The following is a 14049-nucleotide window of genomic DNA, read 5'->3' as shown; positions in this document are numbered from 1 at the left end:
CCCGCAGACCAGAGCTGCATCCGACGACCGCCCTTCACGCAAAGCCGACAGCCCGCTCCCCCCAAGCCGTGAGCAGATCACCCTCTGGATCGGGAACTACCCGATCGATCGTGTCGATCAGCAACGTCTCCCGGGATTCGGGGTGGTAGGGCGGCCAGTGTTTGGAGCCGTCCAGGGCCGCCGGGACCCCGTGGGCGGCGAAGGCCAGCCAGCGGCGCATCATCCGGCCCGAGACCTCGACGGCCTGTTTGCGGCCGCCGAGCCAGAAAGTCGGGTCGTGGTCGAAGGTGCCGAAATTGCCGAAAACGTACGGTAGTTCGGTGGCGTGGCCGGCACCGACCCGGGCCGCGCGCAGCATGGGGGTGGCGTGGTCGAAGCGGTACATCCAGGTTCGTGAGTGCTGGGCGTGCCCGTCGGCGACCCACAGCGCCGGCATCCGGAACGCGGCGTCGGTGGACATGGCCAGCGCTCCCCGCGGTTTGGCCAGGTCCGGGTACACCGAGGTGATCTCCGCGAGTCGTTCGGCCGACAGTCCGGGATGCCCGGCCTGCACCTGTTCGAGCATCGTGTTCACCGCTTCCGGGGTCACCGGCATGATCGGCGACCGGAACAGCCGGAACAGCGACGCCTCGTCCTTGTTGGTACCGATGATGAGGGGGACCCGATGCGAGCGGCCGTCCCGGAAACGATCGGTCGGGTAGCCGGGCAGCAGGTCCTCGTCCACCACCGGGGCCGCGGCCAGCGTCCCGGGAGCCTCCAGCGGTACCTCGTCGATCAGCACGGCCGCGGCCCGCACGATCCGCTCCAACGGGCATTCCAGCAATTCACCGATCCGAGCGTGGGGGAGATCCATCAACTGGCGGAATCGTTCGGCTACGCCGGCCGCGCGTTCCCGGCCGTACACGGTGGTCGCCGGCGGGCTCTGCGCGATGGCGCGCTGGAACAGGCCCGCGGCCCGCGGCGCGGTGAGCAGCGCGGTGACGCAACCGGCCCCGGAGGATTCTCCGAAAAGAGTCACATTGCCCGGGTCGCCGCCGAAGGCGTCGATATTGTCCCGCACCCACTCCAAGGCGGCCAGCTGATCGAGGAGGCCCAGATTGGGGGCGAACTCGTCGGACAGCGAAGACAGGTCCAGGAACCCGAACGCGCCCACCCGGTAGTTCACCGTGACCACCACCACGTCCCCGGCCTCGGCCAGATGCCGGCCGTCGTAGACGGCCTGCGCGGCTGATCCGAGGCAGTACGCGCCACCGTGCAACCACACCATCACCGGGCGGGGTTCCGCGGCGGCCGCGGCCGGTGCCCAGACATTGAGCCAGAGGCAGTCCTCCCCCATGGCCAGCGACCGGTCGATCGGCACGGTGTTGGCCATGTCCTGCGGTGCGATCTGCCCGGGCACCACGCAATCGCGCACTCCGTCCCAGCTGTTCGGTGGCCGCGGTGGCCGGAACCTGCGCGGGCCGGCGGGCGCGGCGGCGTACGGGACACCACGCCAGATCGATACCGCGCCTTCCCGGGTACCGCGGACCGTACCGAACTCGGTCCGCGCCACCGGGGCGCTCTCATCGCCCACCGCAGGCGTCACCTCGAAGCACTGGACGTTCATCGCAGACCTCCTCTACCTGTGCATTCGAGGGTACGACCGAAGTGGTTACACTTCGGTTTCAGAATTGTCGCGTCGCTCCGCGAATACGGGCCGCCGGACGGCTCTAGAATTCGGCCATGCCGAGTTATGAGTTCCGCTGCCGCAGCTGCGGCGATACCTTCGAGGTCAACCGTCCGATGGCACAAGCCTCGGATCCGGCGCGCTGCCCGCACGGTCACGACGACACGGTCAAACTGCTGACCACGTTCGCGACCACCGGCCGCGCGGCCGCTCCGGCCGTATCCGCGCCCGCCGCGCCGGCGGGCGGCTGCTGCGGTGGCGGTTGCTGCGCCTGATTCCGGTCCCGGGCCGGGTTCTGTACATATGAGCGGCCGGAAACGGACTGCGGTTCGCCGGTTGATACCGACCGCTCCGGCCCGCCCACGGATCATCTCGCGGTGTCGGGATCCGCGGCGGCGCGGTCACGGTCGCTATGACCGAGATCGCGCGCCGGGTCGATCCGGTCACGAACCCGCTGCTTGAGGACGGCGATATCCGGGAAGCCGCCGTCGGCTTTGCGCTCCCACACCTGTACCTCGTCGACCGTGATGCGGAAGACGCCGCCTTCGCCCGGGATCAACGCGACCTCCCCGATATCGGTGGTGAAGGTGGTCAGGAGTTCCTGGGCCATCCAGCTCGCGCGCAGCAGCCAGCGGCACTGGGTGCAGTATTCGATGGCGATACGCGGCATGAGGGGCACATTACCGGCGCGCGGGCCCCGCGGCCGGGCGGCCGCGGCGACGCCACGGGGTCACCATCGTTCGATCTCACCGTCGAGGTATTGCCAGAATCCGTCGACCCGGAGAAACCTACTGGTCTCGTGCAACCGGCCGGGACCGGCCGGATCACGATAGTGCGCGGTGAATTCGACCGTCCCGGATTCGTCGAACGGGCCGCCCGCTGCCGTACGCAGGATCTCCACGAATAGCCAGCGGCGGTCGGGATCGAGTTCGAGTTCGCCGGGTCGGGTAGTGATATGCCAGGAACGCAGCAGGTAGCCGGTGTCGCCTAGGGCGAACGCCGTGAACCGGGAACGCATCAGCGCCTCGGCGCTGGGCGCCGGGCGACCGGCCAGCAGCGGACCGCAGCATTCGCCGAAGGTTTCGCCACGGCGGCACGGGCACGGCATCGTATCGTCCACAGCCCGATTCTGCCCGGCGGGCCGGGACCCACCGGAATCGGTTCGTTCATCCGGGCACGGCGGCCAGTTCCGCGGCTATCCGGGCGGTGTCGTCGTGCCAGCGGCGCAGTTCGGTGACGCCCGGCGCGAGTTCGTAGTCGTGATGATGGGTGGCGTGCGACAAGCTGGTCCACAGCGCGGCGATCCGGGCCGCGGTGAACGGATCGGTGACGACCCGTAGCGCCAGGAGCTGGGCGCGCATCGGGCAGCGCGCCAACTCCGGTTCGGTGCGCGACCACAGATCGTCCACCGCCTGCTCGAGCGCGATTCGCAGGATCCACGCTGTCGCGCGCGACCAGACGCCGCCGGCGGCGGGTACCGAGCCGTCGAGGAGCCGATCCGCCGCCGCCAGCCTTTCGCCGATGCTGAGTCGCGGTACCGGATCACCGGTCGGCCGGTGCCGCGCCCGTCCGGGACGGCTCCGCCCGCGCCGGCCCGCCCCTTGCGACCTGCGCCCGTTCACCGGGCCAGCCACTCGGCGAAGCGTTCGGTATCCGCGATCAGCTCGGCGAGATCGCGATCGATCGGAACGTGCGCGCCGGCCGTGGCGTCGCGGACGACCTCGACCGCCCAGCGGCCCTCCTTGGCCAGCTGTTTGTTCAGGTCCTCGATCCGGTGCCCGGGCCCCAGCACCGCGAGAGTGACCATTGCCCGGGTGGATTGGGCCCGGTCGATGCGCCGCTGCACCTCCCGGTGATCCGTTCCATCGGCCAGCAGCACCCGTTTGGCCCGGGCCAGGCTGGCCGCCTCCAACGCGGAACGGCAACACGTCGCGACGAGTTCGTCGGCGATGGTGCGCGGCAGCTGCGGGGTGCGCAGGAGGGCGCGGGCGTCGTCGAGGTAGCGGTGCACGGGGTCGCCGGCGGGGCGGACCTCCACCACCGACCGCTCCCGCCGTTGCACTTCGATGATCCGGGCATCGATCTGCATTCGCCGCACCGCCTCGGCCAGCCGGTCGTCGTGGGTGAACACCACCACCTGCCGCTCCCAGGCGACGGTGGCCAATACCCGGGCCAGGCCGTCGACTTTGGCGGGATCCATGGCCTGAACCGGATCGTCGATCACGACGAACCGGAACGGGCTCGCCGCGACGGTGGCGCGCGGCAGGAACAGTGCCAGCCCGAGCGCATGCAGTTCGCCCTGACTCATCACGCTCAGCGCGGCACCGTCCACATCGTCGACGGTCACCTCCAGATGCACGCGGCGGGCGCTGTTCGCGTTGCCCTGCAGATGAATTCCGCCGAGTTCGACACTGCTCTGCTGGCGCAGGGTCTGCCATACCCACCGCGCGGTACCCGCCAACGGGGCCAGCCGTTCGTCGCGTATTCGGGCGGTGGCAGCTTTCAGCCACTCCTCCGCCGCGCGGGCGGTCTGCAGCTCCGCGGCCTGGGTGGTGACGGTGCGGGTGAGTTCGAGCCAGGCGCGCAGCCGCGGCGCGAACGGTGCCCAGGCTTCGTCGAGCCGGTCGAGTTCTTTTCCGGCGCAATGCTGGGCGAATCCCAGCTCCACGCACAGGCGCTCGTGCACGGTACGCAGGCGGCCGGGCAGCCCGACGAGTTCCCGGGATTCGGATAGACCGGCCCACTGGGCCCAGGTTTCGACCAGTCCCACAGTATCGAGACCGGCCGTTTCGGCCGCGGTGGTGAGTTCCGATGGCAGGTCCACCGCCAACGCCCGGAGATCGGCGAGTGCTCCGGTGAGATCGGAGCGCGCCCGCGCCAGTTCCGCGGTACGCGCCGAAAGGCCGTCGATCGCGGCGGCGGTATCGAGCAACCACTGCCGGTCCAGGGTGCCGTGACCGCATACCGGGCAGAGCGCGACGTCGTGCGCGCCGGGCCCGGCGCTCTCGACTGTCCGGCCGTCGACGGCGGCGGGGCCGCCGGGCAGCGCCGGATCGGCGGAATCCGGGATATCCACGGGTGCCGCGAGCTGTGTATGGTCCACGACGTGCGCGTACGCGGCGCGCAACAGCTCGAGGATGCGCAGATCCGCGACCACTTCGGGTGCGGTCGCCCCGGCGACGGCGGCGACGGCGGCCGAGATCCGCCCGGCCAGCACCGCGATCCGCTCCGCGGAGGGTAGTTCCAGGGCCAGCACCGCGCGTAACGCCGCCGGTTCCGGGCCGGCGGCGGTATCGGCCACCAGTTCCTCGAGTTCGGCGATATCGGGTGCCGGATCGCGCAGCAACGCGCCCGCGCGCAGCGCGCGGTGATCGGTGACCCCGGCGAGTTCCGCCGAGAGGGTCTGCCGTTCGCGACGCGCGGTCCGGGCCGCACGCTCCAGATCCAGACGGCGGACCCGGATCCGCTCGTGCGCGGTGATGAGTTCGTCCAGGCCCAGCAACTGGTGCAGGGCGTCGAAGAGTTCGCTGGGCTTACCGTCGACCAATGCGCCGAGCTCGCTGTAGGACAGGAACGGGCGGTACAACTCCATGGGTATCGCCCACTGACCATCGGCGAACGCCTGCTCCGGACCGTCGCCGCGACGCTGGGTCCAGGCACCGCCCGGCAGCGGTTCGCCGGTGTCCCATTCCCGCGCGACGGTGAGCCCGGATTCCGGGCCGTCGGTACGCATTTCCAGTTCCACCCGGACCGGCCCGGACCGGTGCAGGTTGCGCCAGCCCTCGCGCCATGTGGCCGAGCGGCCGTCCCAGCGGCGGTTACCACCGGTCAGCGCGAGTTCCGCGGCCTCGGCGAAACTCGATTTCCCACTACCGTTGCGACCGGTCACCAGGGTCAGCCCCGGCCCGGCGGGTAATTCGAGTGTGGTCTCGGGGCCGATACCCCGGAATCCCCGCACCCGGATGGCGGTCAGGAAGACCCCGTCGAGCCCGGGGTCCGGTGTCCCCGCGACGGATTCGGCCGCGCCGGTCGGCGGATCCAGGGCGGCACGAACGACCGCTGCCACCTCGCCGGGAATCTCCGGATCGGTATCCATGCGGCGCGTGATCAATTCGGTCGGCCGGACCGATGTCTCCCCGGATCTGTCACGCCCAGGCTTCACGAAGTTCTCCACCCCCTCGAGGCCACACGCCTGTCGAGCCCCCGTGTGTGGTCGTACGGTCGAAAGCTGTGCGAAACGCTACCCGATGACGGCCGATCCTGACAGAGCCTGTTCGCGGCGCCGTCCCGGACGGTCGCGGACACCACACCGGAACCGGGCGCGCGGGAACTGCGCGGTCGATGGCGCGAACTGACCCGCGGGGATGGGATCTGGTCATCGGCCGGGCCGATCGGCTGCCGATGGCCACCCCTCGCCAACCCCGTCGGGTAGCTCGTCGGTGTGTCACCCTTCAGGGGCGGCTCGGTCTGGCCGAACAGGACAGAATGCCAGAGACACTCGGATCGCGCAACATTTACGGGAATCCCACCAACTCGAATATGGCTCGGCGACAACCTCTTCCACTGGTGGCCGAGCCGCGTCGCGATTCTGTCGGTGGGGTGCGATAGAAATCTTGCGACCGAGAAACGGGGGCACGATGACCGACCGAAACAGGTCCGCCGGATGACACAACGGTGGACCGAGAACCAGGTGACAGCACTCGCACCCGATACGAGTTCACTCACCGCCGCGCGCAAACTGGCCGGAAAATGGTCCGGTACAGGCTGGTCCGGGACTGCGCTCTGGGGCTTGTGCAAGGGCAGCGGAAATACTCCGTACCAGACGATCGTGGATCTGGCCGGCCCCGCTTTCCGCTGCTCCTGCCCGAGCCGGAAGTTCCCGTGCAAACACGCCCTTTCGCTGCTGATGAACTGGTCGGCGGGCACAGTGGCCGAGACCGCCGATACGGCCGATTTCGCCGCCGAATGGATGAGCCGGCGAACCGAGAAGGCGGCCGCGCCGCCGAAGAAGGCCCGCGGCAGCGATCCGGCGACCGCGCAGCAGCGGCACGGACGGGTCGAGGCCGGGCTCACCGAGCTCGATACCTGGCTCACCGACCAGATTCGCACCGGACTGGCCCAGACAGATCGCTCTCATGGCGCGTTCGAAGCCGTGGCGGCGCGGCTGGTGGATGCTCAGGCGCCGGGCCCGGCAGCCGCGATGCGCCGGCTGCCCGATGCGGTGGTGCGCAGGTCGGACTGGCCGGAAGTGATACTGGGCCGGTTCTCGTGGCTGCACCTGCTCATCGCCGCACACAGGAGACTGGACCAGCTACCCGCGCCGTTGGCGGCCGCCGTCCGCAACCGTATCGGCTATCCGATTTCCGCGGACTCGGTACAGGCCGAACCCGCGGTAGCCGACCGGTGGCTGACCGTCGGAATGCGCACCGAGGAAGAGGAGCGGGTGCACACCCGCCTGACCTGGCTCTACGGAATGCGCACCGGTCGCCTGGCGTTGCTGGTCGACCATTCGTTCGGGTCCCCGGTCTTCATCACGAGCACCCCACCGGTCGGCCTGGCGGCCGAATACGATGTGCACTTCTATCCGGTCGCGGCACCGCTGCGCGCGGTGGTCGGACCGGGCCGAGAGCCGGCGGCACCCGTAGCCGCCGAGCCGCCGGAGACCGCCGGATCCGGCACCATCGCCGGGGCATTGGCAGATTTCGCCACCGCGGCGGCCGCCGATCCGTGGCTCGAAACCTGGCCTGTACTGCTGCGCGGAGTAACACCCGCCCGACAGGGAGCGGAGTGGCTGCTCGCCGAACGCGACGGTACGGCACTACCACTGGAATCCCCTGCGCAACCCTGGCGGCTGCTCGCGCTGTCCGGGGGCCGGCCGGTGGCCGTCTTCGGTACCTGGACGGGCCGGCGACTCGAAGTGATCTCGGTGGTGGCCGGCGGTGAGTTCCACGATGCGGGCCCGACCGAGGATTCCACCGGCTCCGCGATCGCTGCGACACCCGAGGCGGCCTCGATCGCCCTGCTGGGCACCGCGCGAGGTGCGGCCACCCCGCCGGGACTCCCCGATCCGGTCGCCGCGGCTGTCGCCGCACTGTCCGGCCGGGATACCGCCGACCGGCTGCTCGGGACCACCGCCCTGGAAATGGCCTGGTCCCGAGGCGGATATCTGCCGCACCGGGTCGAGGTGCCCGATGAACCGGCCGCCGACGATCCACGTCCGGCGCTCCCTCGCGCGGCGGCCGACCGGCTGGCCCTGCTCATCGGATCCAGGCCCGATTTCCTCCCCGAATGGTTCGCCGCGGCGGCGCCGCACGATTACCGCGCCCCGGAGCGGCTCACGGGACAGCTGCTCGAGTTCGCCGCGGGCAACGGTGAGTTGCGTGAGGCGGCGCTGCGGCTGGCCGGTGCCCGGGGCCGCTGGCTGGCCGGGTGGATTCCACGCTGGCACGATCTGGCCCGGCGCGATACCGCACAACCGGAGGCCGGGAACGAGACCTGGCACCTCGGCCGGCCGCCGGAACGCCTGCGGTGGCTGATCGAATCGCGGCGCCGCGACCCGGCTGCCGCACGCGATGCCCTGGCCGAGGCGTGGCCCCGGGAATCGGGCGCGCCGAAAGCCGGACTGCTCGGTGTACTGGCCGACGGGTTGGGCCCCGCGGACGAGGATCTGCTCGAACGCGCGCTCGACGATCGTCGCGGGGATGTGCGCCGTACGGCCGCCGAGCTGCTCGCCCGGCTGCCCGGCTCGGCGTTCGCCGAGCGGATGGCCGGTCGCGCTGCCGCCTGGTCGAAATGCGCGGACGCCGGTTCCGGCGAGGGATCCGAGCTGATCGTCGATATCCCGGAAACCCTCGACAAGGGCGCGATCCGCGACGGTTTCACCGATAGCACCACGGAGTTCGGGTACCGCTGGAACGGACAACCGGATCTTTCCGCGACCAGGCTCCGGAAACTCGTCGCCGGACTGCCGCTGAGCTATTGGCGCGGACCACTCGGGCCACCGGTCCGCGCCGTCGCGACGCGGGTGGACGACCGCTTCCGGCAACCGCTGTTCGACGGCTGGATGGACGCGGCGCTCGCCCAGCGCGATACCGAATGGGGCCACGCGCTGTTCACCGTCGGTATGCCGTCGAATCTGGCGATCCTGCGCCGTCGCGAACTGTTCGCCTTGATACCGCCCGGCGAGCAGCTCCGGCATCTGCTGCGGCTGGGTTCGGCCTGGTTGTCCGAACTCGAATCCTTGCTGCCCGCGGTGGCCCACCCCTGGCCACCGGAACTGGCCCGGCATCTGCTGCACCTGTTCGAGGAACGCGCCCGGACCGCCGCGGCCCGGCGGGGCGCGCCCGGGACCTATCCCAGTGCGCACCGCTCGCTGCTGCACACCGCCGCACTCCATCTGCCACCCGAATGCGCGGGCGAGGTCACCGCACTGGCCGGCCGCTGTGCAGCCGACGACTGGGCCGAGGCCCTCGGGCTGCTCGCCCACGACCTCCACCAACGATCCGTGATGCTCGAGGAGCTGAAATGACCACCGTCGCCACCGAACCCGCCCCGGCGCTGCTGCGCCCGCACGCCGAACAGTCCTTCGCCGACGAACTGCGCGCCCTGCGCGCCGTGGACGACCGGCCGCGCCCACCGTCCTGGACGATGTCGCCCTGGGCGGTGGTGACCTATCTGCTGGGCGACACCCTCACGGACGGCACCGTCATCACGCCGAAGTACGTGGGTCCGCGGCGGCTCATGGAGGTCGCGGTCGCGACCCTGGCCACCGATCGCGCGCTGCTGCTGCTCGGGGTACCCGGTACCGCGAAGACCTGGGTCTCCGAACATCTCTCGGCGGCCATCAGCGGTTCGTCGACCCTGCTGGTCCAAGGCACCTCGGGTACCGCCGAGGAGGCCATCCGGTACGGCTGGAACTACGCCCGGCTGCTCGCCGAAGGTCCGAGCGAAGCCGCGCTGGTGCCCTCACCGATCCTCAACGCCATGCGCACCGGTGCGATCGCCCGGCTCGAAGAGCTCACCCGGATCCCCTCGGATGTACAGGACGCCCTGATCACGATCCTGTCGGAGAAGACTCTTCCGGTTCCCGAACTCGGCATGGAAGTGCAGGCCGCCAAGGGTTTCAACATCATCGCGACCGCCAACGACCGGGACCGCGGTGTGAACGAGCTGTCCTCGGCGCTGCGCCGCCGGTTCAACACCGTGGTGCTCCCGTTGCCGGGCAGCGAGTCCGAGGAGATCGATATCGTGACCCGCCGGGTCGAGCAACTGGGTTCGGCACTGGAACTGCCCGAGGTCCCGGCCGCCGCCGAGGAGGTGCGGCGCGTGGTGCGGATCTTCCGGGAACTGCGCGCCGGCATCACCGCCGACGGCCGGACCAAACTGAAGTCCCCGTCGGGCACACTCTCGACCGCCGAGGCCATCTCCGTGATCACCAACGGTATGGCGCTGTCCGCGCATTTCGGTGACGGGGTGCTGCGGGCCGCCGATATCGCGGGCGCGGTGATCGGTTCGGTGATCAAGGATCCGGCGGCCGATTCGGTCGTATGGACCGAATACCTCGAGGCCGTGGTGCGCGAACGCCGCGAATGGTCCGATTTCTACCGGGCCTGCCGGGAGATCAACGGATGAGCCCCGCGGACGCGGGCGACCCCGGACAGACCCGGATCTACGGAATACGGCATCACGGCCCCGGATCGGCCCGGTCGCTGCGTCTGGCACTGGAGGAGTTCCGGCCGGACACGGTGCTGATCGAAGGCCCGGCGGACGCGGACCCGCTGGTGATCCATACCGCCGCCACATCGATGGCACCGCCGGTCGCGCTGCTCGGCTACGTATCCGAGGAACCGGCGCGGGCGGCGTTCTGGCCCTACGCGGTGTTCTCCCCGGAATGGCAGGCGCTGCGCTACGCAGTCGACAACGATGTGCCGGTCCGGTTCTGCGATCTGCCCGCTGCCCAGGTGCTGGCCGCCGACGACAGGTCCGGCGGTCGTGACGCACTCGCCGAACTGGCGGCCGCGGGCGGATACGACGATGCCGAGCGCTGGTGGGACGCGGTGGTCGAATCGAGTTCGGACACCGGGACCTTCGAAGCCATCATCGAGGCCATGGCCGCGCTCCGGGAGACCGCGCTCATCGAGCCGGAATCCGATACCGGCTCCGAATCCACCGATGGGCCGGAATCTGTTGCCGTAATCGCCGAGCCGGGCGACGCGCCGACCGGGGCGACCCCGGCCGAATCGGTCGGCGGGGTGGGCGATCCCGACCCGGCGCCGCCGGAACCCGATCCGCTGGTACTCGATCGGCACACCCTGATCCGGGAAGCCCACATGCGACAAGTCCTGCGCAAGGCGCGCAAAGACGGCGCCCGCCGGATCGCCGTCGTCTGCGGCGCGTGGCACGCTCCCGCACTCCAGGAGCCGCTCGGCCCGGCCGCCGCGGATATCCGCCTGCTCAAAGGCCTACCGAAGGTCAAGGCCACCCTGACCTGGGTGCCGTGGACGCATTCCCGGCTCGCCGCGGCATCCGGCTACGGCGCGGGGATCACCTCGCCGGGGTGGTATCACCACCTGTTCAGCGAAACCGAGCGGCCGATCGCATCCTGGCTCACCAAGGTCGCGGGCGTATTGCGGGGCCACGATCTACCGGTGTCCAGTGCCCACATCATCGAGGCCGTACGACTGGCCGAAACCCTGGCCGCACTGCGAGCCCGGCCACTGGCCGGACTGTCCGAGGTCACCGAGGCGACCCGGGCGGTGCTGTGTGAGGGCGACGAGACCATGCTGCGCCTGGTCGGTTCCGAACTGGTGGTCGGCGAGGCCCTCGGCGCCGTACCACCCGAGGCACCGACGGTACCGCTGGAAGCCGATCTACGAGCCGAGGCCCGAACCCTGCGGCTGAAACAGGAAGCCCTGGTCCGGACCCTCGACCTGGATCTGCGCAAGGAGCGCGATATCGCCAGATCCCGGCTGCTGCACCGGCTCCGGCTGCTGGGCGTGCACTGGGGTACGCCCGCCGCCGGCACCGTGCGGTCGACGGGCACATTCCGGGAGACCTGGGAGCTGCGCTGGGAGCCGGAGTTCGCGGTCCGGGTGATCGAGGCGTCCCGGTGGGGCACCACGGTGCGGGTGGCGGCCGAGGCGAAGATCCTCGATACGGCCGCGCGGCCCGGTAGCGGGGTCACCGAACTCACCGAGGCACTGGAATTCGCGCTGCTCGCCGAACTTCCGGGTGCCCTCGACGGACTGATCGCCCGGCTCGGTTCGGCAGCCGCGGTGGACCACGATATGACTCATCTGCTGGCGGCGCTGCCGGGTGTGCTCCGCACGCTGCGGTACGGAGACGTCCGGGGTACCGATACCTCCGCCCTCACCCACGTCGCGGACAGCATGCTCGTCCGGATCTGCGCCGGGCTCCCCGCCGCGGTCACCGGTCTCGGTGACGACACCGCGGCGGCGCTGCGCGATCAGCTCGATACCGCCACCACCGCGATACACACCCGAGACCACGCCGCATCCACCGAACAGTGGCTGACGGTGCTGGCCCGGCTGGCCGACCGGCCGGATGTACACGGACTGCTGGTGGGCCGGACGGTACGCCTGCTCTGCGATGCCGACCGGTTCGATACCGACGAGGCTGCCCGGCGGCTGGCGGCGGCCCTGTCGGTCGGCAACACAGCGGCCGCGAAAGCGGCCTGGGTCGACGGTTTCGTCGGCGGTCGCGGGCTGGTGCTGGTGCACGACCGTGCCCTGCTGGAACTCGTCGACGGATGGCTCGCCGGGCTGTCCGAAGCGCAGTTCGTCGAGGTCGTCCCGTTGCTGCGCCGCACTTTCGGCGCCTTCGAGTCCGGGGAGCGCCGCGCGATCGGCGAAGCCGTGCGCGACGGACGCCCGGCCGCGCCCGCCGCCCCCACCGATACCGACCCCGAGCGGGGCCTACTCGCTCTGCGCACCGTCGCCGACATCCTGGGAGTGCCCGCATGAACACCAACGCACCGCACGGGCTCCCCGACGAGGCACGGTTGCGTCGCTGGCGTCTCGTCCTCGGTTCGGCCGCCGAACCGGCTCTCGGCGGACTCGGTACCGCCGATGACAAGGCCATCGACAAAGCCCTCGGCGCGGTCTACGACAGTGGGGCGGGCGGTTCGCGCGGCGATCGGGCCGGCGGTCTCGGCGGTTCGGCGCCGCGGGTGGCCCGATGGCTCGGTGATATCCGCACCTACTTCCCGTCGACCGTGGTCGAGGTCGTCCAGCGTGACGCGGTGGAGCGGCTGAACCTCACCCAGCTGCTGCTGGAACCGGAACTGATGGAGGCGGTCGAACCCGATGTGCACCTGGTCGGCACGCTGCTCAGCCTGAACCGGGTGATCCCGGAGACCACCAAGGCGACCGCCCGGATGGTGGTATCGAAGGTGGTCAGGGAGATAGAGCAACGGATCGCGACCCGGACGGTGGCCGCGGTGAGCGGGGCGCTGAACCGATCGGCCCGGACCTCCCGGCCCAAACCGCGCGATATCGATTTCGACCGCACGATCCGCAAGAACCTCGCGAATTATCTACCGGAGCAGCGCACCATCATCGCCGAGCGGCTGGTGGGTTACGGTCGGCGCGCCCAGGCGGTGCACCGCGATGTGATCCTGGCGATCGACCAATCCGGGTCGATGGCCTCCAGTGTCGTCTACTCTTCGGTCTTCGGTGCGGTCCTGGCGTCGATGCGGTCGCTGCGCACCTCGCTGGTGGTCTTCGACACCGAGGTCGTGGACCTCACCGAAAAGCTGTCCGATCCTGTCGATGTACTGTTCGGCACCCAACTGGGCGGCGGAACCTATATCAACCGGGCCATCGCCTACTGCCAGACGCTGATCACCCGGCCCGCCGACAGCCTGTTCTTCCTGATCTCCGATCTCTACGAGGGCGGGGTCCGGGAGGAGATGCTGCGTCGCGTACACGCCATGAAGGAGTCCGGCGTGCAGGTGGTGGTGCTGCTGGCGCTCTCCGACGACGGCGCGCCCTCCTACGATCGCGAGAACGCGGCGGCACTGGCGGCGCTCGGTGTTCCGGCGTTCGCCTGCACCCCCGACCGGTTCCCGGATCTGCTGGCCCAGGCGCTGAATCGGGGCGATCTCCTGCACTGGGGCACCGAGAACCGCTGACACCGGGCGAAATCGCGGCCTCGGGGCAGAATCGCAGACTCGCGGAGCGGAAGCCGCGGTCAGCCTGGACACATCCGAAACCAGCGGCCCGGGTGCCGAGTCGGTGGTGGGGTTGCGTTTACGCCGCCAGATCACTGCCACGGCGCGGACCATATGAGGGCGGGGTGCAACCCGGCCCGCGCTCCGCCCCCTCTCGGCGGTGCACGGGCAGGTGTCACTCCTTTTCTTCTAT

10 protein-coding genes are annotated in these 14049 nt (G+C 70.2%); 5 read left to right on the top strand and 5 right to left on the bottom strand.

Translation table 11 applies throughout. The features are described from left to right. Nucleotides 1-34: 34 nt before the first annotated feature. On the bottom strand, nt 35-1606 hold the full coding sequence (locus IEY68_RS11550; RefSeq protein WP_082681280.1) for a carboxylesterase/lipase family protein: 1572 nt from the start codon (nt 1604-1606) through the stop codon (nt 35-37). Between the two features lie 116 nt (nt 1607-1722). Here IEY68_RS11550 and IEY68_RS11545 point away from each other — a divergent pair, with 116 nt between their 5' ends. Further along, on the top strand, nt 1723-1941 hold the full coding sequence (locus tag IEY68_RS11545) for an FmdB family zinc ribbon protein (RefSeq protein WP_058854458.1): 219 nt from the start codon (nt 1723-1725) through the stop codon (nt 1939-1941). A 92-nt stretch (nt 1942-2033) separates the two neighbouring features. Here IEY68_RS11545 and IEY68_RS11540 read toward each other — a convergent pair whose 3' ends face one another. Genes IEY68_RS11540 through IEY68_RS11525 form a run of 4 tightly spaced genes read right to left on the bottom strand, consistent with a single transcriptional unit; the run spans nt 2034 to nt 5762 of the window. Beyond that, entirely contained in the window at nt 2034-2336 is a 303-nt protein-coding gene (locus IEY68_RS11540) for an Rdx family protein (RefSeq protein WP_156426131.1), read from the bottom strand. Nucleotides 2337-2396: 60 nt separating this feature from the next. Then, nucleotides 2397-2774 carry a YchJ family protein gene (locus IEY68_RS11535; protein WP_058854531.1) on the bottom strand — a complete coding sequence of 126 codons (378 nt, stop codon included), beginning with the start codon at nt 2772-2774 and terminating at the stop codon, nt 2397-2399. 58 nt (nt 2775-2832) lie between these two features. Beyond that, nucleotides 2833-3300 carry a hypothetical protein gene (locus IEY68_RS11530; RefSeq protein ID WP_229718729.1) on the bottom strand — a complete coding sequence of 156 codons (468 nt, stop codon included), beginning with the start codon at nt 3298-3300 and terminating at the stop codon, nt 2833-2835. Beyond that, on the bottom strand, nt 3285-5762 hold the full coding sequence (locus IEY68_RS11525; RefSeq protein WP_082681281.1) for an AAA family ATPase: 2478 nt from the start codon (nt 5760-5762) through the stop codon (nt 3285-3287). Before IEY68_RS11525 ends, IEY68_RS11530 begins: the two co-directional genes overlap by 16 nt. Nucleotides 5763-6329: 567 nt before the next feature. Between IEY68_RS11525 and IEY68_RS11520 the strand changes: the two genes are divergently transcribed. Genes IEY68_RS11520 through IEY68_RS11505 form a run of 4 tightly spaced genes read left to right on the top strand, consistent with a single transcriptional unit; the run spans nt 6330 to nt 13817 of the window. Next, the gene (locus IEY68_RS11520; protein WP_058854460.1) at nt 6330-9194 is read left to right on the top strand and encodes an SWIM zinc finger family protein; all 2865 of its coding nucleotides are present in this window, start codon (nt 6330-6332) and stop codon (nt 9192-9194) included. Beyond that, nucleotides 9191-10297, top strand: a complete 1107-nt coding sequence (locus IEY68_RS11515; protein WP_058854461.1) for an ATP-binding protein — start codon at nt 9191-9193, stop codon at nt 10295-10297. Before IEY68_RS11520 ends, IEY68_RS11515 begins: the two co-directional genes overlap by 4 nt. Further along, complete coding sequence (locus IEY68_RS11510; RefSeq protein WP_058854462.1) at nt 10294-12648, top strand: DUF5682 family protein; 2355 nt, start codon at nt 10294-10296, stop codon at nt 12646-12648. The genes IEY68_RS11515 and IEY68_RS11510 overlap by 4 nt, the downstream gene beginning before the upstream one ends. Continuing rightward, a complete protein-coding gene (locus IEY68_RS11505; RefSeq protein WP_058854463.1) occupies nt 12645-13817 on the top strand; it encodes a VWA domain-containing protein in 1173 nt (390 codons plus the stop codon). The genes IEY68_RS11510 and IEY68_RS11505 overlap by 4 nt, the downstream gene beginning before the upstream one ends. The last annotated feature ends 232 nt before the right edge of the window (nt 13818-14049 follow it).

The organism is Nocardia jinanensis, assembly GCF_014645735.1.
In the GTDB taxonomy this organism is placed as follows: Bacteria; Actinomycetota; Actinomycetes; order Mycobacteriales; family Mycobacteriaceae; genus Nocardia; species Nocardia jinanensis.
The sequence above is the reverse complement of the archived record's forward strand: the minus strand, read 5'-3'. Positions and strand labels throughout refer to the sequence as shown.

What these genes read in the sequence shown, in the direction of transcription:
- IEY68_RS11550 (WP_082681280.1), bottom strand. Translation starts at nt 1,606, where the DNA reads ATGAACGTCCAGTGCTTCGAGGTGACGCCTGCGGTGGGCGATGAGAGC.
- IEY68_RS11545 (WP_058854458.1), top strand. Translation starts at nt 1,723, where the DNA reads ATGCCGAGTTATGAGTTCCGCTGCCGCAGCTGCGGCGATACCTTCGAG.
- IEY68_RS11540 (WP_156426131.1), bottom strand. Translation starts at nt 2,336, where the DNA reads ATGCCGCGTATCGCCATCGAATACTGCACCCAGTGCCGCTGGCTGCTG.
- IEY68_RS11535 (WP_058854531.1), bottom strand. Translation starts at nt 2,774, where the DNA reads ATGCCGTGCCCGTGCCGCCGTGGCGAAACCTTCGGCGAATGCTGCGGT.
- IEY68_RS11525 (WP_082681281.1), bottom strand. Translation starts at nt 5,762, where the DNA reads ATGGATACCGATCCGGAGATTCCCGGCGAGGTGGCAGCGGTCGTTCGT.
- IEY68_RS11520 (WP_058854460.1), top strand. Translation starts at nt 6,330, where the DNA reads ATGACACAACGGTGGACCGAGAACCAGGTGACAGCACTCGCACCCGAT.
- IEY68_RS11515 (WP_058854461.1), top strand. Translation starts at nt 9,191, where the DNA reads ATGACCACCGTCGCCACCGAACCCGCCCCGGCGCTGCTGCGCCCGCAC.
- IEY68_RS11510 (WP_058854462.1), top strand. Translation starts at nt 10,294, where the DNA reads ATGAGCCCCGCGGACGCGGGCGACCCCGGACAGACCCGGATCTACGGA.
- IEY68_RS11505 (WP_058854463.1), top strand. Translation starts at nt 12,645, where the DNA reads ATGAACACCAACGCACCGCACGGGCTCCCCGACGAGGCACGGTTGCGT.